This window comes from Acinetobacter sp. UBA991 (assembly GCF_002292065.1).
Taxonomy (GTDB): Bacteria; Pseudomonadota; Gammaproteobacteria; order Pseudomonadales; family Moraxellaceae; genus Acinetobacter; species Acinetobacter higginsii.
In genome coordinates this window covers 134,035-158,589 of record NZ_DBBF01000038.1, presented here as the reverse complement: position 1 = coordinate 158,589, position 24,555 = coordinate 134,035, and the positions used below count along the sequence as shown (strand labels likewise).

The 24,555-nt window shown below is 42.8% G+C and carries 21 protein-coding genes, 2 tRNA genes, 1 pseudogene and 1 riboswitch; of the genes and pseudogenes, 15 read left to right on the top strand and 9 right to left on the bottom strand.

Annotation, left to right across the window (positions count from 1 at the left end):
- Together B2727_RS15965 and ptsP are read left to right on the top strand one after the other, a co-directional pair.
- Positions 1 to 238: pseudogene (locus tag B2727_RS15965) on the top strand (RNA pyrophosphohydrolase); the annotation flags it as partial.
- 93 nt (positions 239 to 331) lie between these two features.
- Positions 332 to 2,626, top strand: a complete 2,295-nt coding sequence (gene ptsP / locus B2727_RS15960; protein ID WP_005200346.1) for a phosphoenolpyruvate--protein phosphotransferase — start codon at positions 332 to 334, stop codon at positions 2,624 to 2,626.
- 78 nt (positions 2,627 to 2,704) lie between these two features.
- Here the strand turns inward: ptsP and B2727_RS15955 are convergent, their stop codons facing one another.
- Entirely contained in the window at positions 2,705 to 3,154 is a 450-nt protein-coding gene (locus tag B2727_RS15955; RefSeq protein ID WP_033133247.1) for a hypothetical protein, read from the bottom strand.
- 631 nt (positions 3,155 to 3,785) lie between these two features.
- Here B2727_RS15955 and B2727_RS15950 point away from each other — a divergent pair.
- From B2727_RS15950 to B2727_RS15940, 3 genes are all read left to right on the top strand, one after another.
- On the top strand, positions 3,786 to 5,306 hold the full coding sequence (locus tag B2727_RS15950) for a catalase (RefSeq protein ID WP_033133246.1): 1,521 nt from the start codon (positions 3,786 to 3,788) through the stop codon (positions 5,304 to 5,306).
- A gap of 93 nt (positions 5,307 to 5,399) precedes the next feature.
- Positions 5,400 to 5,840 (top strand): thiol-disulfide oxidoreductase DCC family protein, encoded by a 441-nt coding sequence (locus B2727_RS15945; RefSeq protein ID WP_033133245.1) that lies wholly within the window; start codon positions 5,400 to 5,402, stop codon positions 5,838 to 5,840.
- Positions 5,837 to 6,244, top strand: a complete 408-nt coding sequence (locus B2727_RS15940) for a DoxX-like family protein (RefSeq protein WP_033133244.1) — start codon at positions 5,837 to 5,839, stop codon at positions 6,242 to 6,244. The genes B2727_RS15945 and B2727_RS15940 overlap by 4 nt, the downstream gene beginning before the upstream one ends.
- Here B2727_RS15940 and B2727_RS15935 read toward each other — a convergent pair.
- On the bottom strand, positions 6,231 to 7,283 hold the full coding sequence (locus tag B2727_RS15935) for an MBL fold metallo-hydrolase (RefSeq protein ID WP_033133243.1): 1,053 nt from the start codon (positions 7,281 to 7,283) through the stop codon (positions 6,231 to 6,233). The genes B2727_RS15940 and B2727_RS15935 overlap by 14 nt on opposite strands.
- A gap of 392 nt (positions 7,284 to 7,675) precedes the next feature.
- Here B2727_RS15935 and B2727_RS15930 point away from each other — a divergent pair, with 392 nt between their 5' ends.
- A complete protein-coding gene (locus B2727_RS15930; RefSeq protein WP_033133242.1) occupies positions 7,676 to 8,584 on the top strand; it encodes a LysR substrate-binding domain-containing protein in 909 nt (302 codons plus the stop codon).
- 64 nt (positions 8,585 to 8,648) lie between these two features.
- Here the strand turns inward: B2727_RS15930 and B2727_RS15925 are convergent, their stop codons facing one another.
- From B2727_RS15925 to B2727_RS15910, 4 genes are all read right to left on the bottom strand, one after another.
- Complete coding sequence (locus tag B2727_RS15925; protein ID WP_005200367.1) at positions 8,649 to 9,257, bottom strand: glutathione S-transferase family protein; 609 nt, start codon at positions 9,255 to 9,257, stop codon at positions 8,649 to 8,651.
- 52 nt (positions 9,258 to 9,309) lie between these two features.
- Positions 9,310 to 10,008, bottom strand: a complete 699-nt coding sequence (locus B2727_RS15920) for a helix-turn-helix transcriptional regulator (protein WP_033133241.1) — start codon at positions 10,006 to 10,008, stop codon at positions 9,310 to 9,312.
- A 75-nt stretch (positions 10,009 to 10,083) separates the two neighbouring features.
- Positions 10,084 to 10,758: an HAD family hydrolase gene (locus B2727_RS15915; protein ID WP_033133240.1), complete on the bottom strand. Its 675-nt coding sequence runs from the start codon at positions 10,756 to 10,758 to the stop codon at positions 10,084 to 10,086.
- Positions 10,755 to 11,687: an RluA family pseudouridine synthase gene (locus B2727_RS15910; RefSeq protein WP_004802451.1), complete on the bottom strand. Its 933-nt coding sequence runs from the start codon at positions 11,685 to 11,687 to the stop codon at positions 10,755 to 10,757. The genes B2727_RS15915 and B2727_RS15910 overlap by 4 nt, the downstream gene beginning before the upstream one ends.
- 432 nt (positions 11,688 to 12,119) lie before the next feature.
- Here B2727_RS15910 and B2727_RS15905 point away from each other — a divergent pair, with 432 nt between their 5' ends.
- The 5 genes from B2727_RS15905 to B2727_RS15885 all read left to right on the top strand — a co-directional run bounded on the left by B2727_RS15905 (position 12,120) and on the right by B2727_RS15885 (position 18,299).
- Positions 12,120 to 12,266 (top strand): hypothetical protein, encoded by a 147-nt coding sequence (locus B2727_RS15905; RefSeq protein WP_004637771.1) that lies wholly within the window; start codon positions 12,120 to 12,122, stop codon positions 12,264 to 12,266.
- A 210-nt stretch (positions 12,267 to 12,476) separates the two neighbouring features.
- On the top strand, positions 12,477 to 15,818 hold the full coding sequence (locus B2727_RS15900) for an Rne/Rng family ribonuclease (protein ID WP_033133239.1): 3,342 nt from the start codon (positions 12,477 to 12,479) through the stop codon (positions 15,816 to 15,818).
- A gap of 194 nt (positions 15,819 to 16,012) precedes the next feature.
- On the top strand, positions 16,013 to 17,854 hold the full coding sequence (locus B2727_RS15895; RefSeq protein WP_033133238.1) for a long-chain-acyl-CoA synthetase: 1,842 nt from the start codon (positions 16,013 to 16,015) through the stop codon (positions 17,852 to 17,854).
- A 173-nt stretch (positions 17,855 to 18,027) separates the two neighbouring features.
- A tRNA-Lys gene (locus tag B2727_RS15890) sits at positions 18,028 to 18,103 on the top strand.
- A gap of 120 nt (positions 18,104 to 18,223) precedes the next feature.
- A tRNA-Lys gene (locus tag B2727_RS15885) sits at positions 18,224 to 18,299 on the top strand.
- A 122-nt stretch (positions 18,300 to 18,421) separates the two neighbouring features.
- Here the strand turns inward: B2727_RS15885 and hemW are convergent.
- On the bottom strand, positions 18,422 to 19,576 hold the full coding sequence (hemW, locus tag B2727_RS15880; RefSeq protein ID WP_005200373.1) for a radical SAM family heme chaperone HemW: 1,155 nt from the start codon (positions 19,574 to 19,576) through the stop codon (positions 18,422 to 18,424).
- Between the two features lie 139 nt (positions 19,577 to 19,715).
- Here hemW and B2727_RS15875 point away from each other — a divergent pair, with 139 nt between their 5' ends.
- From B2727_RS15875 to B2727_RS15860, 4 genes are all read left to right on the top strand, one after another.
- Positions 19,716 to 20,177: a DMT family transporter gene (locus B2727_RS15875; protein ID WP_033133237.1), complete on the top strand. Its 462-nt coding sequence runs from the start codon at positions 19,716 to 19,718 to the stop codon at positions 20,175 to 20,177.
- 30 nt (positions 20,178 to 20,207) lie between these two features.
- Positions 20,208 to 21,566, top strand: a complete 1,359-nt coding sequence (locus tag B2727_RS15870; RefSeq protein ID WP_033133236.1) for an MATE family efflux transporter — start codon at positions 20,208 to 20,210, stop codon at positions 21,564 to 21,566.
- A gap of 173 nt (positions 21,567 to 21,739) precedes the next feature.
- Entirely contained in the window at positions 21,740 to 23,032 is a 1,293-nt protein-coding gene (locus B2727_RS15865) for an ABC1 kinase family protein (protein WP_033133235.1), read from the top strand.
- Between the two features lie 210 nt (positions 23,033 to 23,242).
- Complete coding sequence (locus B2727_RS15860) at positions 23,243 to 23,497, top strand: type B 50S ribosomal protein L31 (RefSeq protein ID WP_004656092.1); 255 nt, start codon at positions 23,243 to 23,245, stop codon at positions 23,495 to 23,497.
- Between the two features lie 91 nt (positions 23,498 to 23,588).
- Here B2727_RS15860 and B2727_RS15855 read toward each other — a convergent pair whose 3' ends face one another.
- Together B2727_RS15855 and crcB are read right to left on the bottom strand one after the other, a co-directional pair.
- Positions 23,589 to 23,918, bottom strand: coding sequence for a DUF190 domain-containing protein (locus tag B2727_RS15855; RefSeq protein WP_033133234.1), 330 nt, complete (start codon positions 23,916 to 23,918; stop codon positions 23,589 to 23,591).
- A gap of 16 nt (positions 23,919 to 23,934) precedes the next feature.
- The gene (gene crcB / locus B2727_RS15850; RefSeq protein WP_004802433.1) at positions 23,935 to 24,315 is read right to left on the bottom strand and encodes a fluoride efflux transporter CrcB; all 381 of its coding nucleotides are present in this window, start codon (positions 24,313 to 24,315) and stop codon (positions 23,935 to 23,937) included.
- Between the two features lie 132 nt (positions 24,316 to 24,447).
- Positions 24,448 to 24,514, bottom strand: a riboswitch (Fluoride riboswitch).
- Positions 24,515 to 24,555 lie beyond the last annotated feature (41 nt).

Genomic DNA, 24,555 nt, shown 5'->3' with positions numbered 1-24,555 from the left:
ACATCGGTACATTCGGTCAGATTCAGATCCGGTATGTATTGGACAAAAGCAGAAATGGTTTTTACTGAAGTTAACGGCCTCGCCGCATCATATTCAGTTAAACCTATCAGACCCACCCGAATTCGATGAATGGCAATGGGTGAGTTACTGGTACCCATTGGGTCAAGTGGTCAACTTCAAACGTGATGTTTACCGTAAAGCTATGATGGAATTATGTTTACAACTACCTCAGCGCTAATTGTCATGAAATCATCATTTTAAGCAATGATTTTTGGCAACAGAGCTGTTATAACTAGGCCTATAACGATTCAATAAATTGGAGTAAACATCCATGTCAAACATGCAACTCGACACGCTTAGACGCATTGTGCAAGAAATTAATGCGTCCGTCAGTTTGCATGATTCCTTGGACATTATGGTCAATCATGTGGCCGATGCCATGCATGTGGATGTCTGTTCAATTTATTTATTGGACGAGCGTAATCGTCGCTACGTATTGATGGCCTCTAAAGGATTAAAACCCGAGGCGGTTGGCACGGTATCACTCAGTGTTGGTGAAGGTTTGGTTGGCTTAGTTGGTCAACGTGAAGAAATCGTCAACCTCGACAATGCCCCTAAACATGAGCGCTTTGCCTATTTACCTGAAACAGGTGAAGAGCTGTTTAACTCCTTCCTTGGCGTTCCAGTGATGTATCGCCGCAAGGTAATGGGGGTGCTGGTTGTTCAAAATAAAGAGTCTCAAGACTTTAGCGAAGCCGCTGAATCATTCTTAGTCACACTTTGTGCACAGCTTTCAGGGGTTATTGCCCATGCGCATGCGGTGGGAAATATTGATGTGTTCCGTAAACCCAGCAATGGACCCAGCTATAAAACCTTCCAAGGGGTGTCGGGCGCAGGTGGTGTGGCCTTAGGTCGTGCCATCGTGTTGTACCCTCCTGCTGACCTTGCTGCGATTCCAGATCGTGAAGCCGAAGACATCAGTGACGAATTAGAATTACTCGATCAAGCCATTGCAGCAGTACGTTTAGAGATTCAATCCCTAGATGAAAAAATGCAAGATTCACTCATGTCGGAAGAACGTGCCTTATTTAGCGTGTTTTTACGTATGTTAGATGAAAATGCGCTACCGAGTGAAATTAAAGACCATATTCGTGCTGGCAGTTGGGCACAGGGTGCGGTACGCAAAGTCATCGACAAACATGTCGCGTTATTTGCACAAATGGAAGATGACTACCTGCGTGAACGTGTTTCTGATCTGAAAGATCTTGGGCGCCGAATCTTGGCTTGCTTGCAAGAAAACGATACCAGTCATCGTGAACTCAGTCCGGACAGCATTTTGATTGGCGAAGAGATCAGCACGGCAGCCTTGGTGGAATTGCCCGTGGATAATATTGCGGCGATTGTCACTTCTGAGGGTGCGGCCAACTCACATATGGTGATTGTTGCACGCGCCTTGGGCATTCCAACTGTGGTGGGGGTAACCGAGTTACCAATCACCACACTGGATGATATCGAAATGATTGTAGATGCCTATCAAGGCCGTGTTTTCGTCAATCCACCGCGTCGTCTACGTCAACGTTATAAAGAAGTACAAAAAGAAGAAGAGCAAATCGCCAAAGATTTGAAGCAATACGAAACCAAAGATGCAATTACCCCAGATGGCGTGTCGATTCCTTTATTCGTCAATACCGGTTTGATGATTGATGTGGTCCGTGGTGTACAACGTGGTGCCAAAGGTGTTGGCTTATATCGCAGTGAAATTCCATTCATGTTACGTGAGCGCTTCCCTGGCGAAGAAGAACAACGTGCCATCTATCGCCAACAATTAAGCCATTTTGCCAACAAGCCTGTGATTATGCGTACCCTCGATATTGGTGCGGACAAGGACTTACCGTATTTCAGTATTGAAGAAGAAAATTCAGCATTGGGTTGGCGTGGTATACGCTTTACTCTTGATCATCCTGAAATTTTCTCTGCGCAAATTCGTGCCATGCTGAAAGCCAGTATTGGTCTAAATAATTTGCATATCTTGTTGCCAATGGTGACCAGTGTTAGTGAAGTTGAAGAAGTGCTGTATCTGTTAGAACGTGACTGGATTGCGGTACAAGAAGAAGAGCAAGTTAAAATCACCAAACCTAAAATCGGGATTATGGTTGAAGTACCAAGTGTACTTTTACAGATTGATGAATTTGCCGAACTGGTTGATTTCTTCTCGGTGGGCTCAAACGACTTAACCCAGTATTTACTGGCAGTCGATCGGAATAATCCGCATGTGGCCAACGTCTATTCGCATTTTCATCCATCGGTACTACGCGCACTAAAACGTTTGGTTCAAGACTGTCATATCCATCAGAAACCAGTCAGCGTCTGCGGTGAAATGGCGGGCGATCCATTGTCTGCAATTTTATTAATGGCAATGGGTTTTAACACCCTTTCGATGAGTTCAAGCAATATTCTCAGAGTACGCAAAGCGATTTGTCATGTCCCAATGACTGATGCTAAGAAACTGTTGGATGATGTTCTACAAATGAACAACCCACTGGTGATTAAAAGTTGGCTTGAACATTATTTCAAGACCCACGGTCTTGCCGATATGGTCAAATCCAATCGTATGCTCAATGTCTAAACGAGACATTTCCATATAAGACCAAACATAAAAAAGGGCGATACTTTCAACAAGATCGCCCTTTTTCAATACATATGCTTATTTTGCTGAACGCAGGTAAATCTGTTGTTTGCCGCCATTCAACGTCACGCTTGGAAATTTACGATCATAATCAATCACAATCGCATCTTTGCCAGTTAAATTCTTGGCATCCGACTCCCAAGTCACATAGTATTTGATTTTAGCATCATCCCGAACTGAGAGCTGAATAAGCTTACGGTGATCTGCAGGCACAGTAAAATCAACCGCAAATGGGACCTGAGAGATTTGAACTTTTTTCTGTTGAATCAAAGTCGCTGGAACATCCGCGATCTGACTGTCCACTGCATATAAGCTTACTGTACCCTGTTGTTGCGTGACCGCATAATTTCCTTGCCCAACAAACTCAACCTTCAAGGAATTTTCTTTAGTCTCATCTTTTTGTGGCATGGAAGTACAACCTGCTAAAACAGTTAAAGACAACCCGAAACTCAATGCTAACTTTTTCATTTTTTTAATCTCTTCAAAGATAAGCACAAAATAACATAGCAAACGTAAAAATCTTAAGGGTTTACATATTTACTACTGAGCATCTGCTTTTAGATAACAAGCAAAGTATGTTGAATAAATTCAGTCGTTTTAACTGTACTCACTGAGTAAATTAATCAATTTTAAGATACATCAAAAACCATGAGAGAAATCAATTGAGGACTTTTTACATAACTCCAACAGGTAAAACAGGCCCTTTTATAAAACAACCAATGTCTTTCTCACTTTCCAAAACAAACACTAGATACAATTTCAACTAAAACCAAGTAAAGCAGTAAGTCTTTATTTTTTCGTTATCTTTTATCTTTTTTTAACAAATCTAACATTCAAAAAAGTACAGTTCATGTTTAAGATTTAGACAGCTTCAATCGAATAAAGCATTTATGACATCAACTTTAATCCATTGGAAAAAAAGCTTTCATCAACCTAGAGTAAAAATACAAAGGATGGGAACTTGATCATTATAAATCGCACTTAGGCATCCGAAGTTTCGATACCCAATTTGCGCATGAGACAGTTAAACATTCATATCTTTGAACGGTCAAACAGTTGAGGTGACCTCACTCACGGGTCATCTTGATGGAGATAGAACATGAGCCAAGACGATAAAAAATGTCCTTATAGCCACTTAACTACTGATTTCGGCGCACCTGTCGTCGACAACCAAAATAGTATGACCGCAGGTGCTAGAGGACCATTATTAGCCCAAGATTTATGGCTGAATGAAAAACTTGCCAACTTTGTCCGTGAAGTGATTCCTGAGCGCCGTATGCATGCCAAAGGTTCAGGTGCATTTGGTACATTCACCGTAACCCATGATATTACTCAATATACCCGCGCTAAAATTTTTAGCGAAATCGGTAAAAAAACTGAAATGTTTGCTCGCTTTACCACAGTTGCAGGTGAACGTGGTGCAGCAGATGCGGAACGAGATATCCGTGGTTTTGCGTTAAAATTTTATACTGAAGAAGGTAACTGGGACATGGTCGGGAACAATACCCCTGTGTTCTTCTTACGTGATCCACGTAAATTCCCAGATTTAAACAAAGCGGTAAAACGCGACCCTAAAACCAATATGCGTAGTGCGACCAATAACTGGGATTTCTGGACATTACTTCCAGAAGCATTACACCAAGTAACGATTGTGATGTCTGATCGTGGTATCCCTTCAAGCTACCGCCATATGCATGGTTTTAGTAGCCATACTTATAGTTTTATTAATGCTGCCAATGAGCGTTTCTGGGTGAAATTCCACTTTAGAACGCAACAAGGAATTAAAAACTTAACTGATGCAGAAGCTGGCGAATTGGTGGGCCAAGATCGTGAAAGTCATCAACGTGATCTGTTCGATGCGATTGAACGTCAAGACTATCCAAAATGGACGCTTTTCGTACAAATCATGCCAGAGCAAGATGCCGAGAAAGTTCCATATCACCCATTCGATTTAACCAAGGTTTGGCCTCACGGCGACTATCCATTGATTGAAGTTGGTGAATTTGAACTTAACCGTAATTCAGAAAACTTCTTCTTAGATGTGGAACAATCTGCTTTTGCACCAAGTAACTTAGTACCTGGTATCAGTGTTTCACCAGACCGTATGTTACAAGCGCGTTTGTTTAACTATGCGGATGCTCAACGCTACCGTCTCGGTGTGAACTACCAACAAATTCCAGTCAATGCCGCACGTTGCCCTGTACATAGTAACCACCGCGATGGTCAAGGCCGTATCGACACCAACTATGGTGGCTTACCACATTATGAGCCAAACAGCTTCGGTCAATGGCAAGAGCAGCCTCAATACAAAGAGCCTCCACTGAAAATTAATGGTGATGCTGATTTCTGGGATTATCGTGAAGATGACAATGACTATTTCAGCCAACCACGTGCATTGTTTGAATTGATGACAGCTGAACAACAAGATGCATTATTTGGCAATACAGCACGTGCCATGGGTGATGCTTTGGACTTCATCAAATATCGTCATATCCGTAACTGTTATGCATGCCACCCTGCTTATGGTGAAGGCGTAGCGAAAGCATTAGGCATGACGGTTGCAGATGCTCAAGCTGCTCGTGAAACCGATCCAGCCCGTCATTTACCTAGCTTTCTGTAAACCTTAAATATTGAAATTTAAAGCCATCCTCGGATGGCTTTTTTAATGCAGTTGAGGGACAATTTATTCAACACCCCCATTAGAACAATAAATATGCTGAAATCATTAGAACACCTTATCCAAAGTCATGACATCATCCTGTTTGATGCAAAGTGCGTACTATGCTCAGCATGGGCAGATTTTATGATCAAGCATGATCAACACTGCCAATTCAAACTAGTTTCAGTGCAATCCAATATCGGACAGCAACTCCTCACCTATTGCCATCTCCCTACTGATCATTTTGAAACAATGGTCTTACTGGAAAATGGTCAATGTTATACCGAATCGACCGCCTTTCTACGCATCGTTCAACGTCTAGATTCCCCTTACGCCAGTTTAAAATATGCGCGTGTTATCCCTAAACGGATACGTGATTTTGCTTATCGTCGAATCGCCTTAAATCGCTACCGCCTATTTGGTCAAACCGAACAATGCTATCGAGTGACGCCTGAAACTCAGCAGCATTTTCTATTGGATGAGGTCTTAACATGAATAGTCAGAACCAGACCATTCAACAGATCTTAAGGTTTTGTCAGTTAATTATTGCAGTGCTTTGGATTTATCAGGGGTTGATTCCCAAGTTAATTTTTCAGGTACAAGATGAGCAATATGTTTGGCAGCAACTCGATGTTGCAGCCCCCTATATTTCGTGGATGATTTCACTGTCGGGCATTGCCGAGATCATTTTTGGTAGTCTATTTTTATTTTTAACTCACAAGTATTTGCATTGGCTCAGCATTATCAGCCTGATTGGGTTATTTATTTTCGTTTTATATATTTATCCCAATCAGATCTATCAAGCCTTTAATCCTGTGGTCATGAATATTGCACTTGCGAGCCTTTCTGTGATTTCACTATGGAGTATCAAAGCTCTACAAAACGCTAAGCACGAATAAAGTGCCCTTCACGAATGCAATAAAACGGATTCACCAATTTTGAAGAGGATTTCATGGCTTGCTGCAGTTCATGTTCAGGGTCATCACGATCTTCATCAGTCAGCTGAAAGGTTCGATAATGAATCGCCAAAGAACGGTGGGCATGCAAATCTAAATGAGCATGAAATGCGTCTTGTGGATTCATATGCACATAGCGCATCAGCATGCGTGGTTCATAAGCACCGATCGGCAATAACGCCACCCGCGCATCGCCATAACGCTCATGGATTTGTTTAAAGTGCGTGGAATAGCCTGTATCCCCAGCAAAGAAACAATGGCCTGTTTTTGCAAGCAAGGAAAAACCGCCCCACAGTGCTCTATTTTGATCACGCACTCCACGCCCAGAAGTATGCTGCGCAGGTGTATAAGCGATCTTCAACTCATCATGAAACGGAATCTCCTGCCACCAATCCATTTCAATCACATGTAAGTGCTTAGGTAGGTAATAGCCATTGCCTAAGCCCGTATAAATTGGCATTTCAAATTTCTGATGTAACCATTCTAAAGTCGCCAGATCCATATGATCATAATGATTGTGGCTCAATAACACGCCATGAATAGTTGGAAGATGTTCTAGGGCAATGCCAGCAGGACAAACACGTTGTGGACCATTGCCCTGTTTCGGACTGACATATTCACACCAAACTGGATCAGTTAAAAAGTTATAAGGGCCGATTTGAATAAGAACTGTTGCATGACCGACAAACCAAATTTGCCAATCATTCATATCTGCATGCGGGCGGTTCTGCGGAAGTTCCAACATGTGATTCCGCATATTCCATTCATGCGAACGATCTACCGTCCATGTCGATGATTTACGGGTCGCCAGCCATTTGAGCAAACCTTTACGATCAAATGGTGTTAAGGGTTTCTGTAAATTATAAAAACGGTCAATGCCACAATGATCAGAAGCCTCATGTGGAAAAGGAGGTTTCCCCCAAGTATGGCTCAAGCAAGATTGTGTCGGCAATTGATAGGCTAATGTCGGCTTATCTTTCATGTACGTCTTCTTTGGTGGAATCTCATCGCATGAGGTGAATGGTTTGGTATACCGTTTAGGTCATGGACTATTTTTTAATGCGATAGCCTTTCAAATCATAATGATTTTTTTAGGATTCTCGTCTTATTCCAAATCACTATAATCGGTCTTTGATCCTAACATAAGCTTGTTAGTTATGCTGATTTTCTATGGTAGAGTCAACACAATTTTACCGAACTAATAACGCACAATGACAATTCAAGCCAAGGGCTAAACATCAGCTTTTGCGCTATTTCTTATATTTTAGAAAAAAGCATATTGTATATAAAATAAGCTCAGATATAATGCGCCAACAACATGATATTCCCATCATGATAACTAAAATAATAGTAAGACACATTTGGATCAGTCTTATGGAATTACGTCATTTACGCTATTTCATTACCGTTGCTGAAGAGCTCAGTTTCAGTAAAGCAGCGCTTAAATTACACACGTCGCAACCTTCACTCAGCCAGCAAATTAAAGATCTCGAAGATGATGTTGGTGTACAACTGTTGCATCGGACCAAGCGCAAAGTAGAGCTAACTGACGAAGGCCAAGTTTTTCTCGAACAAGCACGTTTAACCCTCACTCAAGCAGACAAAGCCATTACCATGGCGCGACAGGTTGCTGCAGCCAAAGTACAATGTTTAAAAATTGGTTTTGTGCCCTCTGCTGAAATTCGCATTTTCCCTTATATTTTGCCACGTTTAAGAGTTCGCCTGCCCAAACTGCAAATTCGTACGCTTAACCTTAAAGAAAGCGATCAAACCAATCTGCTGAAAAAAGGTGATTTAGACCTGATCTTTATTAATCAAAAATTTGAAAATGAAGCATTTACAAGTCAATTAATACTCAAAGAACCCTTGGTGTTTATGCTACCGAAACAACATCCTTTGGCACAGCATGCACAGATCAACATTGATCAATTACAGGGTTTAGCCCTAACCATTTTAACCCACAAGCTGTCTCAGCCCTTGGCACGAATCATTACCCAGTACATCAAACAGCAGCAGATTCATTTTCAAAGCATCGATGAAGCCAATAGCATTGCCGAAGCGATTCAAGCAGTCCATTCTGGGCAGCGTTGTGCCATTTTACCGGCCTATATCCAAGCCTTAGCCACCGACCAAATTGTCGTCAGATCATTGCATCATCCGCTGCCCTGCCTCGATGTTTTCATGGCTTACCCCAAAAATGAATCGAACCTTGCCACACAACAATTCCTAGAAGAAATTCGGCATATATTTGACTTAGATAGCGCCCATTTGAATTCGAACTGAATTCCTCACAAATAAAAAAGCCGAATCAATCGGCTTCCGTATTCTTTAAGTAAAGCCTATTGGCTTAGGCATTACTAAAAAATTCAGCAAATTTCTGATAACTTGGTCGCTGTTTAATGTTTTCTAAATAGTGCTCAATCGCAGGATGAGACTGAATATCGCCCATCTTAAGCTGCCAAAATAACATCGCAGCAACCGTGACATCCGCAGCAGTAAACTGCTCACCACATAAATAGGGATCAACTTCATTGAGACCTTGTACAAAGGCGTTATAGGCATCTTGATAATCGCCATACCCCACAGAGCCTTTCTGATCAGGCTTCACCTCAACACCGAGCATTTTATTGGTTGAAGCAGCTTCCCAAGGCCCAGAAATAAAGAATAACCAACGATAATAAACACCACGTTTTGGATCATTCAGTGCAGGTGCCAAGCCTTTGTCTGCAAATTTATCGGCCAGATAAGCACAAATTGCATCAAGTTCATACACCACCACATCACCATCGACAAGAACAGGTACTTTGCCAAATGGATTGATTTTTAAATATTCAGGCGCTTTCATCTCAGTTTGAAAGGCAACCTCGATACGTTCGCATTCAATGCCAAGCTCGATCAGCAGCCAGTCAACAACGACGCCACGCGAAAAACTATTGGTATAAAGTTTAAGTGCCATTTTGATATTTCCTTGGTGAGTTATTCTTATTTCAATGTAATTGTTTTGATTGTCAGTTTTTGTCAGTAGTCTCACCGCACATTTCCTGTGCCCACCACTGTTGGAATAATTGCTGTTTGAATTGAGGATAAAGCTCCTGACTTAAGCTCAGCGCTCGAATTCGATCAATACGGAAGTGACGAAAACTTTTACGTAGCTCACACCATGCCGCCAATACGATTCGATCATTAAAATAACCTAGCGCAAATGGCCACAAAATACGAGAACTTACCCGTTGTTGTTCGTCGGCATAATCTACGGTAATTTTTAACTGCTGGCGGATGGCCAAACGCACTTGTTCCACCAACGTTTCATCGACAGGTAACCAGACATTGATCGATCTTAAAGTGGTTTGTTCAAGTTGATGCTGACAATGCTCAGGCAGTACTGCATTGAGCTTTGCCAATACCGAAGTTGAGGCCGATTTCAAAGCCAAATCAGGAATATCGCTCAACCAATTCAGCGCTAAAAAAATTGCTTCGATCTCGGTTTCATTCAACGTCATCGGCGGAAGCAGGAAATCTTGTTTCAGTTGAAACCCTAATCCAGCGGCAGCATCAATACAAACACCCTGCTCACGCAAGGTTTCGATATCACGATAGACACTGCGCTGACTAATCTGTAAACGCTCTGCCAACACCTGCGCGGTCACAGGATAGCGATATTCTCTAAGCAGCTGTAATAGATTAAGCAAACGGATTGAACGACTCATGTTGTCCCTATTGTTATTATGGATGATGGGAATGCAAACACTCCCATCATTGTCGTTTCATAGGATTTGAATTGATTAACTCTCGGTTAAGGCATCCACATTCAGCACACTTTGCAAATAAGCATGTAAATCCTGCACATTGTGCGCGATGAACAAGGGTTGATATTGCTGCAAGGTTTCAATGCTATGTACACCATAACTCACACCAATACGCGGCATATTCAGATTTTGAGCCATTTCTAGATCATAACTGGTATCGCCTACCATAACAGCACGATCAGCAGCGACATCCAGCTCAGTCAAAATTTCCTGCAGCATCAATGGATCAGGTTTGGATTTGGTTTCACTGGCTGCGCGGGTAATATCAAAGATCTCATCACTATTGGTTTGTGCCAAAACCCGATCTAAACCTTTACGACTTTTACCAGTTGCCACAGCGAGCTTTAAGCCCTGCTGTTTTAGATCAGCGAGCAGCTCTGCAACACCGCTAAACCACGCATCCCCTTTCGAGTTTGCCACATAATGATCTGCATAACATTGCAAAATATCTTGCTGTAAATGCGGAACTTGCGGAAACAGGATTTGCATGACTTCAGGTAAACCTAAGCCAATAATGCTTTTTGCAGCTTCATCCGTCAGGGGTTGTTCAAATTGCTGTGCTGCATATTGCAAGCTTGCTACGATTTGCCCAACCGAATCAAATAAGGTGCCATCCCAATCAAAAATCACCAGTTCAATATTTTGACTCATTTCTGCTTTCTCAACTGATCGATCACCTGTTGCATATCTTCAGGCATTGGCGCTTCAATGCTTGGATAGTTGGGAATGTCTAAACGCATGGCATGTAGGCACAAACGGCGGGCTTCTGGACCGGTATAGGCCGTATTGTGTCCGTATTTATCATCCCCGACTAAAGGGTGACCAATACTGAGACCATGTACACGGATTTGATGGGTCCGGCCAGATAACGGTGATGCATGCACCAAAGTCGCGGCTTTAAAACGTTCAACCACTTTCCAATCGGTTTTACTCGGCTTACCGTCTTTGGTGACACGGACACGACGTTCGCCATTGGCCAGCTCATAACGCAATAAGGGTGCATCAATCAATTGCTGATCCAAACTGACTTGTCCTTTGACAATCGCCGCATAAGTTTTTTGAATTTTATGCTCGCGCAGTAAATCCTGTAGCAGCTTTAAAGTACTGCGCTTTTTACTGATCATCACCAAGCCAGAAGTATCACGGTCAATACGGTGGATCAGTTCCAAGTATTTTTTACCTGTCGCGGCACGCAAGGCTTCGATTAAGCCATAGGCCACGCCACTACCGCCATGCACCGCAATCCCTGACGGTTTATTAACGACCAATAGCCCTTCATCCTCATATACCACACGGCTGAGTAGACTTTGTGCTACGCTATCACTCACTGGTGCCGCAGTTTCATCCTTTTGTTCATAGCGGATTGGTGCAACACGAATCTGGTCGCCAATCTTCAAACGTGTTTCTGCTTTTATTCTTTTTTTATTAACGCGTACTTGTCCTTCACGAACCAAACGGTAGATTCGACTCTTCGGTACACCTTTTAATCGGGTAAATAAAAAATTATCTATTCGCTGCCCGTCTTGATGCTCATCCACGTCAAACCAAGTGACACTTTGCCATTGTTGTGTAGAATTCATACGCTCGATTAATCCAAGATTTGTTAAATATGATTAAAAAATGATCATTTAGCTAAGTTATTTCACAAGAAACCTAAACTTAGCCCATAGGCAGATGCCGCAAGGTTTGATATATTCAGCGCACGGATACCACCGTAAGTGAGCATCAAATCAGAAATTTTATTTAGATAAAATTTTTAATCGATGAGATATTCACCAACAACTCGGATAGGTCCTAAAGAATTATGCCGACGCCGAAGGCTTATTATATCGGCAAAATGGCAAACTGTTGCGTTTAATTGTGCATATGCACATACAGTTTGTTCAGAAAAAATATGTCGCCAGCAATTTGCTGGTTATTAAACGTAAACTGATCCACATCAGACAATTTGCTCCCTGATGTCGCATTCAGGCTAAAGCGTTGATGCATTGGAACTGCTAAGCAGAGATACGATGATCATTCCGTATCAAGACTTCCAGATGGATCGACTTCAATGCTTAATGACAGTGAAAGTCACCATCCAATGCACCGCTCACCCGCCAGTGAAGCGTACAGGAAACTTTGATTATGTCGGATCTAGTGATATTTCACAGATGTAAGACATACATGAAATATCAACGGATTCAAGATTGAAGCAGTATTGCCGACATCGAAATAACCGTATCAAAACCCCAGCTGGATATTTACAGTCAGTGGTTTCAGAGCTTCCTACACAAAGTTGCTTCTGAGTCTTGATCGCGCCAATTTGATGTTTGCTCAAAAAATATTGGGCTTGTTGTTTGTGTGCATCACTATTAGGTGTCACACCCATGAAACGTATGTTGATTAATGCAACCCACGCCGAAGAAGTTCGCGTTGCACTTATCACTGGTAATCGTCTTTACGATTTCGATTTAGAGAATCGTACTCGCGAACAAAAAAAATCAAATATCTATAAAGGTCATGTCACTCGCGTTGAACCGTCTTTAGAAGCGGTTTTCGTTGAGTACGGCGCACAGCGTCAAGGCTTTTTATCGATGCGAGAAATTGCAAACTCGTATTTCAAAGCAGACCCTCGTCAAACTTCAAATATTCGTGAACTCATCACTGAAGGCACTGAATTATTGGTTCAAGTTGAAAAAGAAGAACGCGGCAACAAAGGTGCTGCCCTGTCTACTTTTATCTCACTTGCGGGTCGTTATTTAGTCCTCATGCCAAACAATCCAAAAGGTGGGGGTATTAGCCGTCAAATTTCGGGTTCAGTGCGTGAAGAACTGAAAGAAATTTTAGCTTCTTTAAATGTACCGCGTGGCATGAGCGTGATCGTTCGTACTGCAGGTATTGGCCGTACACAAGAAGAGTTACAACTCGACTTACAACACTTACTCGACCTTTGGGCTCAAATCCAAGGTTCAGCAGGTTCTGGTCCATCACCAATGCTGGTTCATCAAGAAGCTGGTGTCGTAACACGTGCAATCCGTGATTATTTACGTGATGACGTGGCTGAAATCCTGATTGATAGCGAGCAAGCCTATAACGAAGCGTATAACTTCGTAAAAGCAGTAATGCCGCGTCAATTGGACAAACTCAAAACCTACACCTTGAATGAGCCACTCTTTGCTCATTTTGGAATTGAAAGCCAAATCCAAACGGCTTATGAACGTGAAGTAAAACTTCCTTCTGGTGGTTCAATCGTGATTGACCAAACCGAAGCATTGGTATCGATCGATATCAACTCGGCGAAATCAACCCGCGGTCATGATGTTGAAGAAACGGCGCTCAATACCAACTTGGAAGCAGCCGAAGAAATCGCACGTCAACTTCGTTTACGCGATATTGGTGGCTTAGTCGTGATCGACTTCATCGACATGACCAAAGACCGTAACCAGCGTATGGTTGAAGCGAAATTACGTGAAGCAACACAAAGTGATCGCGCACGTATTCAATTCGGTCAACTGTCACGTTTTGGTCTGATGGAAATGAGCCGTCAACGCCTACGTCCTTCGCTAGAAGAAGCGACTGGCTATGTTTGCCCACGCTGTCATGGCACAGGTATGGTACGTGACTTACGTTCACTGTCACTTTCGATTATGCGTAAGGTTGAAGAAATTGCTTTACGTGAACGTCAAGGTGAAGTTCAAGTCGAAGTCCCTGTGGAAATCGCAGCCTTCTTATTGAATGAAAAACGTCACAGCCTAGTTTACTTAGAACAAACCTCAAATGTACGTGTTACCGTATTGCCTCACCCGCACTTGGAAACACCACATTACCAAATCCAGTTCAATCCAGATGGTTTCGCCCCTTCTAGCTACGAACGTACTGAAGCCACCCGTTCAAGCGAAAAAGAACTGGGCTATGAATCTTCAGACTGGCATTTAGAAGATGCAGAGCATCACCATGCACCTGCTGCACAAAACCAAGCTGCTGCACCACAGAAGAAAGCGGCTCAGCAACATGCTGCGCAAGCAAAACAAACTCAAGCAAGCACGCAAAAGTCAGCAAGTCCTTGCGCTTGGTTAGAGAACTTATTTGTTCAAAAACAAGCACAAACCACCGATCAATCTCGTTCTGCACAAAATGCAGCAGCCGCGATTGAACAAATGGTGAATAACGGTGCGGTGAGCCGTGGTCAGTTTGGCCAAGTCAATACACCAGCAATCGCTGAAGTTACTGCGCCAACTGCAAACAATGCTTATATTTCACAAAACCCTGTGAAACAAGAAGCACGTGAAAGCTTTGAGAAAGACGAGAAATCACATCGTCCGAACCAAAACCAGAAGAAGCGCAAGCACAAAGAACAACGTGAGCAACATGCACATGCGCATGAACAACAAAATCAAGTGCATGAAGAAGTGGTTCAACTGTCACGTCAAGAACAGCGCCATGAGCAACGTGAGCTAAAACGTCAACAAAAACGTCAACAGCCACAAGAATCTCAAAACCAGCAACAGCATCATGATGCTGCTCAGGGCAATGAGTCTGCGCCTTTACCACGTCGTGACCGTAACCAACAACGTCCAAATCGACCAAATCGCCATCGTGACCAGAGTGTGTTAAATGAAACACCGACGGCCGCACCTGAAGCTGTGGTAAATCCACAACAGGTTAAAGTGGATGTGGTCGATGCACCTCGCAGTGAACCAATGAACACAGCGCTTGTTGTGAATATTGATCAAGGTCAAAGTGAAATTGTTGCATTAAATCCACAACAAGTAACAGCGCCAGCTGCTAAAGCAGAAAAAGCAAAACCTGTTGTAGAAAAAGTTGAAACACCTGCGCCAGCTCAAGTAGAACAAGCGACTACTGAAAAAGCACCTGTTGAAGAAACTGCACAAGCACCTGCACAACGTGCCAGCAATGATCCACGTTCACGTCGTCGTCAGCGCAACCACCAAACTGCACCGAAAACGGCTACTGTAAAAGTTGCACTGTCGCAGACACCCACGCTGGGACAATATACGATGGGTAGCTTGATTCGTCATGTCTATGGTGATGATTGCACAATCCTGATTGAGCAATTCGGCTTAGTCACCACCTTTAACCGCGCTTTACAAAAGTTCGCTGAACAATATGCAAATAGTTTAGTGACTGAAACCGTCGTTAAAGAAGACAAACGCCCTGTCACACGTGATGCTGAACTTCCGACTCAGAAGCCAACTGAAGAAGCTGAACCTGCACCAGTGTTAGCATTAACACCACCGGATGCAGCGGCAGTTCGTGTTGCCAATGACCCGCGTGAACGTCGCCGTTTAGCGAAAATGGCTGCGGAGCAGGCAAAAGAAGCACATGTTGCCTCAAATGCAACGCCAGCTCCTGTAGAAACGACTGAATCGAAAGAAGAAGTGAAACAAGCAGACGATGCGGTTGTCGTAGAAGCAGCAACTGCACCAGAGCAACAACCTTTAGAACTTGCTAGTACAGAGACTGTTGCAGAAGTTGCACCTGTTGAGGCTGAAGCAGTCGAACCTACTGTGGTTGCTGAAGTTGAAACCGTGACCGAAGCTGTTGCAGAAGTTACTAAACCTGCTCAACCGCTTGAAAAAGCTGAACAAGCAACAACTACGACAGAAACAGAATTGGATGATGAAGCAGCGAAAGCGGAAAAAGAGAAATCGAACCGCCCTCCTCGTCGTCCACGCGGACGTCCACCAAAAAAGACCACAGCTGAGTGAGTAATTTGCTAAATTGCACTGAATAAGGCGAAGCCTAGTCATTTCGATGACTAGGCTTTTTTGTTATTTTGTCAAATTAGGTTGATTGCTCTAGGCACTTACCATTACAAAACAGCATTAACAAAATGGTGTGAATGGTTGTGTTCTAACGGATAGCCATTTCTTGGATTGATCGAAAAATAAATAGGATTGATATGAGCCAAACTACGCAGACCGATATTATTACCCTTGGTGATGTCGCTACTCGACTTCCTAACTTCATCACTAAAGTACCTCATATCCTCAATGGTCTGAAACAAGCATATTTGCGAACGCCAACATCTCCTGCTGGTTTAGGTATTGCCTTTGAAAAAGCAGTCAAGCGTAACCCTCAAGGCATCGCACTGTTATTTGAAGATCAAAGCTATAGTTACCAAGCACTCAATGAGTGGGCAAACCAGATTGCACATTACTACTTATCGCTTGGGGCAAAGAAAGGTGATGTGATTGCAGTGATGGTAGAAAACCGTCCTGAACTGATTGCCTCTATCGTTGCTTTGGCAAAAATTGGGGTCACGATTGCGCTTGTGAATACCTCACAAGTCGGTAAGGTACTCGCGCACAGTATTAATCTGGTCAATCCAATTGCAGTCATTGCAGGGGAAGAAGTTCGCGCTGCAATTGATGAAGCACGCCAAGACTTAAAAGTTGCTCAAGATCGTTTCCACTGGTTTGCCGATCAAGAAACCCGTAAACATGCAGGAACGGCACCAGCAGGTTACCTGAACCTTGCCGAACAAATTGATCAATTCCCAAAATTCAATCCATCCACCACACGTACCGTGACAGGTAAAGATGGACTGTTCTATATCTACACTTCAGGTACCACAGGTTTACCAAAAGCCGTTATTTTCACGCATAGCCGCTGGACACTGGCATATGGCACTTATGGTCATATCCTGAATCTAGGTAAAGATGATGTGATGTACGTGACTCTCCCGCTTTACCATGCAACAGGTGTAGTCGTGTGCTGGTGTGGTGTGATTGCTGGCAGTGCAACACTTGCTGTTCGTCGTAAATATTCAACCAGTGCCTTCTGGAAAGATGTACAAAAATTCAATGCCTCTGCAATTGGTTATGTCGGTGAACTGTGTCGTTACCTGATTGATGCACCTGTCACAGAACAGGATCGTGCACATCGTGTGACCAAGATGATCGGAAATGGCATGCGTCCGAATATCTGGGGCAAATTCAAAGAACGTTTTGGCGTCGAAGAAGTGCTTGAACTTTATGCTTCAAGCGAAGGCAACGTTGGTTTTAGCAACATCTTTAACTTTGATAATACGGTTGGCTTCTCCCCAACGCCGTATGCAATCGTTGAATTCGACAAAGAGAAGAATGAATTAGTCCGCGATAAGAAAGGTCACTGTAAGAAAGTGAAAACAGGCGAAGTCGGTCTACTGATTGGTAAGATCACCAGCCGTTCACCGTTCGATGGCTATACCGATCCTGAAAAGAACAAGTCTGTGATTTTGAAAGATGTGTTTACTCAAGGTGACTCCTATTTCAATACAGGTGACTTGGTTCGTGATATTGGTTTCCGCCATGCGCAGTTTGTGGACCGTCTAGGAGATACTTTCCGTTGGAAAGGTGAAAACGTTTCAACCACAGAAGTTGAAAATATGGTCTGCGAATATGAAAAGATCGTAGAGGCTGTGGTTTATGGCGTGGAAATTCCAAATACCAATGGTCGCGCAGGTATGGCAGCGATTACTTTGGTTGATGGTGCAGAACTTAATGAAGCGGATTTAAGTGACATGGTCAATGTGTTTAAAAAGTGCTTACCGTCTTATGCCATTCCTGTTTTCTTACGTGTTCAAGAGAAAGTTGAAACCACAGGTACATTTAAATACCAGAAGAATAAACTGAAAGAAGACGGCTTTAATCCAAGCAAAACTTCTGAACGTTTACTGGTTTTATTACCCGGTGCAAGCAGCTATAGTGATGTAAATACTGAGATCTTTGATAATATTCAAAGCTATCAATACCGTTTCTAGTTTATTTTTTAGCTAAACAAGAGAAAATCGTGCTTTTTATAAACAATCATGCACATGTTTTTAAATTTCCTCTTGTGTTAGCTGAATAAGTTGCTAGAATACGCAACATCAAAACGAAGACGCATTTAGAACAAATTAGTTTTTCTTGCGAAGCTTGTTGAAATACATGCTTAGGGTCGTTAGCTCAGCTGGTAGAGCAGCGGACTTTTAATCCGTTGGTCCCGCGTTCGAATCGCGGACGACCCACCATCTAATGTTTTGATAGTTTGTAAAATGTATTTTACAAATGCCTGTAAGAGGTTAAGCCACAGAAAATCATAGATTTTCTCTTGCGCTCAGGTAAAACGTTGTTTTACTTATCCTCGCTCAGGGTCGTTAGCTCAGCTGGTAGAGCAGCGGACTTTTAATCCGTTGGTCCCGCGTTCGAATCGCGGACGACCCACCAAATTCTAAAAAGCCTCATCAATGATGAGGCTTTTTTATTGTCTGCCTAATTTCTTTCAGAAAAATGACAGACTCATTTGAATGGCTTCAAGCATCCTTGCTTAAAGCATTACAACCATTGAATTATAAAAATTTCTCTAACACCGAGTTTAAAAAGATATGCCCCTGCTCGGTACAGGCAATTCGATCCTGATCAGCAATGAGCAGTTTTTTCTCACGCAACTGATGCAAGGTCTCATTCAAATCTTCCAACGCAAGCCCAGTACGTTGAGTATAAAATTCAGCAGCCACACCTTGATTTAAACGCAAGGCATTCATCATAAACTCAAACGGCAATTCCTCAGCTTCAATCCGTTTCATTTGTACATGCTCAGCTGGCACTTTGGCTAAATAGTCTTTCGGCAAACGGGTTTTCTGAAAACGATAAATCCCATCTGGTCGGGTGACTTTGCCATGTGCTCCTGCACCAATCGCCAGATAATCACCAAATTGCCAATAATTTAAATTATGCGCAGATGGCTTTTCCTTACGCCATGCTGAAACTTCATAATTGACATAACCCTTGGCCTTTAAATATGCCTCACCCTGCTCCTGAATGTGTTCTAAAACTTCATCTTGAGGCAATACAGGTTGGGTTCGGAAGAAAACCGTGTTTGGCTCAATGGTCAGTTGATACCAACTAATATGTGTTGCACCCTGCTCCACAGCCAATTTAAGATCCGTTAAGGCTTGTTCTTCTGTTTGCTGGGGCAAACCATGCATCAGATCAACATTAACGCGCTCAAAGCCTGCTTGACGTGCCTGCTGAATCGCATCTAATGCATTATTGGCAGAATGGATACGACCTAGCCGTTGTAAATGTTCAGGATCAAAACTTTGCACACCGAGTGATAAACGATTAATTCCCACCGCCAGATAATCAGCAAATGGATCATGCTCAACCGTCCCTGGATTGGCTTCCAGTGTAATTTCACAGTCATTTTCAAAGTCTAAACGTGCTTTGAGTTGATCAAACAACCATTGATAACCTTGTGCAGAAATCAGTGATGGCGTACCACCACCAATAAATACACTGTGGATAGACCGCCCTTGCGCCATTTCAATCTGCGTATCAAAGTCAGCCACTAACGCAGCAAGATATTGCTGTTCCAAATCCAGTGACAATTGCCCATCAGGGACAGCGTGTGAGTTAAAGTCGCAATAAGGACATTTACGTACACACCACGGCATATGGATATACAAGGACAGTGGGATATTTGCAGGATTTAACAGACTCAAAATACAAGCTCAATGACAGAACCTGATTATTTTAACATGACTCGACTCGGTACAGTTGCAGCTTCAATACGGTATACAACTTATCATCCCCTAGGTATTCAGTTAGACTGAAAGTATAAAGAACAATTAGACCGATAATATGATGAAAATTTCCAGCCAACTGCTATTTATTCTGCCGCTTGCTTTAGGGATTGGAATAGCAATGGCCTTTCAAACGGCAATCAATGCACAGCTCCGAGAGTATCTTAACTCTCCCCTACAAGCCGCCTTACTTTCCTTTTGTATTGGAACGATTATTCTAGCCCTGTTGGTTTATTTCCAAGGTGCAGACAAACCCAGTTTAACTGAACTTTCACAAATTCCATGGTTTCTCTGGTTAGGTGGATGCCTTGGGGTTTATGCAATCAGTATGAGCATTTATACTGCACCTAAACTCGGATTTTTAACTTTTTCAGGTTTAGTGATTTTTGGACAATTGGTGATTTCCATGCTCATCGACCACTTTGGCTGGTTAGGTACAGACAAAACACCCATTAACTGGCAACGCCTACTGGGCAGTATTGTGATTTTTATTGGTGTGTTATTAACACTACAACGCTAATTCTCCCCCATTTTAATAAGAGTAATTTTTGTGTCCCATGCCACAACCAAGCGCTTTGAGCTCAAACAGCTATTTCATTTGATGTTTCCAATTCTGATTACACAGTTTGCCCAAGCTGGATTAGGTTTAATCGATACCATTATGGCAGGTCATCTTTCTGCTACGGATCTGGCTGCGATCGCAGTTGGTGTTGGATTGTGGATTCCCGTCATGCTGCTCTTTGCCGGAATCATGTTGGCAACAACGCCCTTGGTCGCTGAAGCACGTGGTGCAAGAACCCCTGAAAAAATTCCAACCATTGCCCGCCAGTCTTTATGGGTTGCGGTGATTCTTGGTGTTGTTGCCATGTTGATTCTGCAATGTATGCCCATGTTTCTGCCCATGTTTGGCGTGCCTGAAAGTTTAATACCCAAAGCAAGCCTGTTCTTACATGCAATTGGTTTTGGTATGCCTGCAGTGATGATGTATGCGGCACTACGCAGTTATTCTGAAGCATTGGGACATCCACGCCCTGTCACAGCCATTAGCTTGATTGCTTTACTGGTATTAATTCCGCTGAACTTTATCTTTATGTATGGCTTTGGGCCAATTCCAGCATTAGGCAGTGCAGGTTGTGGTTTTGCAACTGCGATCTTGCAATGGCTCATGTTTATCACTTTAGCCATTTATATTTCCAAAGCAAAAGCTTATAAACAGGCACCGATCTTCACCAAATGGGAAAGAATTGATCCTGTTTGGATTAAACGCATTTTAAAACTGGGCTTACCGATTGGGCTGGCGGTATTTTTCGAAGTCAGCATTTTCAGTACTGGAGCGATTGTACTGGGGCCATTGGGTGAAAATGCGATTGCAGCTCATCAGATTGCAATTTCGGTTACTTCACAGCTGTTTATGATTCCGCTGTCCTTAGCCATTGCTTTGACGATTCGTGTTGGCATGTATTATGGCGAACAAAACTGGCATGCAATGCGTCAAGTACAAATTGTGGGATTGATTACGGCCACAATCTTTGCTGCCTTGACCATGACACTGATTGTGCTTGCACGTCCCTATATCGTGGCGATCTATACCACGGATATCAATGTCATTCCTGTGGCAATGTACCTACTCTGGTTTGCAATGGCTTATCAGCTGATGGATGCATGGCAAGTCAGTGCCGCTGGGTGCTTACGTGGCATGCAGGACACTCAAGCGCCGATGTGGATCACCTTAATGGCGTATTGGATTGTTGCCTTCCCGATCGGCCTATACCTTGCGCGCTATACGGTTTGGGGCGCTGCTGGTGTCTGGCTCGGCCTGATTATTGGCTTAACGATTGCCTGTGTACTACTGATCGGCCGTTTATATTTAAACAATAAACGTTTGGCACAGCGTGCTCTCAATACATAAGCGCTATTGATTCAGAGCAGCACGGATGCTGCGCTTGCCTTGATGCGCTCATCAAGGCTCCCCTCCTTCACGACATGCTTACATCACTTAACATTTTGGTATAGGCAATTTAAGTTTTGTCGCCTATGATCAAAGCATCACTTTGAAACTGGATCATCCGAGGTCAAGCACATATGGCAAAACATGCAAGCTCTCCCAGTAAGCGTTTTTTTAAACTGGCTGGCATGACCGCAAGTATTGCCAGCAAAAGTGTTGCCAACTCCATTCGCAATCTCACCGCAGATGAAGAACAAAAAAATGCAGCACGCAGCAAACTGTTCCAAGATATCGGCTTACAAATTGCCGATACCTTAGGTGAAATGAAAGGTGCGGTGATGAAAGTCGGGCAAATTGCCTCGCAATATAAAGATATCTTCCCACCAGAAGTGGCAAAGGCGATTGCCAAACTACAACGCCAAGCCCCTGCCATGCCTTTTGCAGCGATTCAGCAACAAGTTGAAAAAGAGCTGGGCAAACCTTTAAACCAGATTTTTAGTTCCTTTGAAACAGAGCCTTTTGCTGCTGCTTCAATTGGTCAAGTACACCGTGCAGTACTACCAGACGGTCAGGCTGTGGTGGTGAAAGTGCAATATCCTGGTGTAGATCAAGCTTGTGAAAGTGATTTAAAACAGGTTCGTCTGGCTTTACGCTTAATGGGTGTATTAAAAATTGATAAGAAGCTGCAAGATCAACTGTTTCAGGAAATCCAAGACAGTTTATCTGCCGAACTGAATTATGAAATTGAAGCACAAAACCTAGAAGTGTTTAAAACCTTCCATGAAAAGCTGGATGATCAAATCATCATCCCAACCGTGTATAAAGACTATTCATCACGTCGTGTACTCACGCTCAGTCTTGAGCAGGGTGAGTCCATTGAAACCGCCAGCACATGGTCGGTTGAAACACGTAATCAAATTGGTCGTCGTCTGATTCGCGCTTTAGGACAGGAAATGTTTTTCTTGAAGCGTTTCCATTGTGACCCACATCCAGGCAATTTTGCTTTCCGCGAAGATGGCAGCGTGATTATTTATGATTACGGCAGCGTAAAGACTCTTTCACCTGAAATCATTCAGCACTTCAAAGCACTGGTGAATGCTGCTCGCCAAGAAGATATTGCTCAGGTCGAAGACTTACTGGTTGAACTGCATTCGATTGCGGAAAAACAGAAATTTCCAAGCGAACTGTATACGCAATGGATTGAAATCCTGTTGCGCCCACTAAGCACTCATTATGACTTTGCCAAGAACTCATCGCATCACGATGGCATGCTGTTAGTCAAAAAATCCCTGAAATACTGGGATGTATTTAAACCCTCTCCAGATACCTTGATGGTTAATCGAACCATTTCAGGACATTACTGGAACCTGATTCACCTCAAAGTACATGACAATCTCAATGATTTATTTGAAGAATTAGTCCCAAACTAAACTTCATAAAAATGCCAATCAGATGATTGGCATTTTTATTTCTTTCATATTCAAACTTTTAACAAATGAAATGGCTTAAGCAAAGTTCTATATCTCATGCTCGCTGATTCATTGTTTACAAATAATTTCCAACAAAACTTGAAATGAACAAGATTGACGGCATATATTGTTATGTTATAACATTTCTATTAACAATAGGAGTCATTCAAAATGCGTAAAGATATCCATCCTGCTTATCAACAAGTGTTGTTTCACGATACCAATGCCGATGCCTATTTTTTAATTGGCAGTACACTACAGACCAAACAAACCAAAGAATATCAAGGTCAGGTCTATCCCTATGTGACGCTTGATATTTCCAGTGCTTCACATCCGTTTTATACAGGTGAAGTTCGCCAAGCCAGCAATGAAGGTCGTGTCGCAAGCTTTAACAAACGCTTTGCGCGCTTTAACCGCAAAGCTTAATTTTCATTTAAGTTTCACACATTAGGCTGTAAGCATTAGAAGTCTAAGGTTATCTCTCCTCCACTTAGACTTCTTTTTTTATGCCTCACTTTCAAGAATCTGGCTTGGCCTGTCCCACCACACCATATTCAATCGGTGTTTTGACATAAAACAAAGAAATTTCTTTGTCATTCAAATAGTCCAATAATTCCGTCGCCTGTTGATTGCTTACCGCAAACTGAATTTGTACGGGCCGATCAGTTAACTCAAAAAAACTGGCCGAATGAAATAAACCTTGATGATCCACACCTTCCATCCCAGCCAGTACCGTCGCGCCACGCAAATTCATTTGCTTCGCCACTGCCAATAACCATTCACTCATCATTTGTCCCTGATAAGTCCGGTTTTGTGCCGTGTAAAAACTCAGTAAAAATCCATTCATTATCATCACTCCAAAGCTAAGCGGCACTCAGCCATTGATGCAAGCTCATACCTAAAATGGTAAACAGCAATGATCCAATCACATGAATCAAAATTGCTGCGCAGGCATAACCCAACTTACCACTTTGCAATAACGCAATAATCTCGGCAGAAAAGGTCGAAAAGGTGGTTAATGCACCACAGAAGCCTGTAATCACAAACAGCTTGTAATTGGGACTCAGTGAACTTTGAGAAAAATAAGAAATTGCAAAACCAATAATAAAGCCACCGACAAAGTTAACCGTTACTGTACCTAAAGGAATATTGGGAAAAATTGGATTAAGTTTTAAACCCAAGAACCAACGCAACCATGCGCCGAGTACCGAGCCAAGCGCGATTGAGAGTAAAGGATAATACATGGCTTACTCCACACATCGCGCAGGAGATAAAGCGACATTTAACATGGATAGATCAACGTTTTTTTGATTATTTTTCATCTGCGAACTCCAAAAAGGGAACAGAGCACGCACGAACCTACGCCCCCTGTTCAGGGTAACGTAGGCATCATTAGCCACAATGGCGGTTTGTAATAGGAGGAATGCCATCTCCTTTGTTCTAAAATAACATAATTTTTAGACAACTCAACTGCTGTTTTGAGC

What these genes read in the sequence shown, in the direction of transcription:
- B2727_RS15855 (WP_033133234.1), bottom strand. Translation starts at nt 23,918, where the DNA reads ATGAATGGATTTTTACTGAGTTTTTACACGGCACAAAACCGGACTTAT.
- B2727_RS15930 (WP_033133242.1), top strand. Translation starts at nt 7,676, where the DNA reads ATGGAATTACGTCATTTACGCTATTTCATTACCGTTGCTGAAGAGCTC.
- B2727_RS15875 (WP_033133237.1), top strand. Translation starts at nt 19,716, where the DNA reads ATGATGAAAATTTCCAGCCAACTGCTATTTATTCTGCCGCTTGCTTTA.
- B2727_RS15915 (WP_033133240.1), bottom strand. Translation starts at nt 10,758, where the DNA reads ATGAGTCAAAATATTGAACTGGTGATTTTTGATTGGGATGGCACCTTA.
- ptsP (WP_005200346.1), top strand. Translation starts at nt 332, where the DNA reads ATGTCAAACATGCAACTCGACACGCTTAGACGCATTGTGCAAGAAATT.
- crcB (WP_004802433.1), bottom strand. Translation starts at nt 24,315, where the DNA reads ATGTATTATCCTTTACTCTCAATCGCGCTTGGCTCGGTACTCGGCGCA.
- B2727_RS15955 (WP_033133247.1), bottom strand. Translation starts at nt 3,154, where the DNA reads ATGAAAAAGTTAGCATTGAGTTTCGGGTTGTCTTTAACTGTTTTAGCA.
- B2727_RS15910 (WP_004802451.1), bottom strand. Translation starts at nt 11,687, where the DNA reads ATGAATTCTACACAACAATGGCAAAGTGTCACTTGGTTTGACGTGGAT.
- B2727_RS15945 (WP_033133245.1), top strand. Translation starts at nt 5,400, where the DNA reads ATGCTGAAATCATTAGAACACCTTATCCAAAGTCATGACATCATCCTG.
- B2727_RS15925 (WP_005200367.1), bottom strand. Translation starts at nt 9,257, where the DNA reads ATGGCACTTAAACTTTATACCAATAGTTTTTCGCGTGGCGTCGTTGTT.
- B2727_RS15920 (WP_033133241.1), bottom strand. Translation starts at nt 10,008, where the DNA reads ATGAGTCGTTCAATCCGTTTGCTTAATCTATTACAGCTGCTTAGAGAA.
- B2727_RS15900 (WP_033133239.1), top strand. Translation starts at nt 12,477, where the DNA reads ATGAAACGTATGTTGATTAATGCAACCCACGCCGAAGAAGTTCGCGTT.
- B2727_RS15860 (WP_004656092.1), top strand. Translation starts at nt 23,243, where the DNA reads ATGCGTAAAGATATCCATCCTGCTTATCAACAAGTGTTGTTTCACGAT.
- B2727_RS15865 (WP_033133235.1), top strand. Translation starts at nt 21,740, where the DNA reads ATGGCAAAACATGCAAGCTCTCCCAGTAAGCGTTTTTTTAAACTGGCT.
- B2727_RS15895 (WP_033133238.1), top strand. Translation starts at nt 16,013, where the DNA reads ATGAGCCAAACTACGCAGACCGATATTATTACCCTTGGTGATGTCGCT.
- B2727_RS15935 (WP_033133243.1), bottom strand. Translation starts at nt 7,283, where the DNA reads ATGAAAGATAAGCCGACATTAGCCTATCAATTGCCGACACAATCTTGC.
- B2727_RS15940 (WP_033133244.1), top strand. Translation starts at nt 5,837, where the DNA reads ATGAATAGTCAGAACCAGACCATTCAACAGATCTTAAGGTTTTGTCAG.
- B2727_RS15905 (WP_004637771.1), top strand. Translation starts at nt 12,120, where the DNA reads ATGATCATTCCGTATCAAGACTTCCAGATGGATCGACTTCAATGCTTA.
- B2727_RS15950 (WP_033133246.1), top strand. Translation starts at nt 3,786, where the DNA reads ATGAGCCAAGACGATAAAAAATGTCCTTATAGCCACTTAACTACTGAT.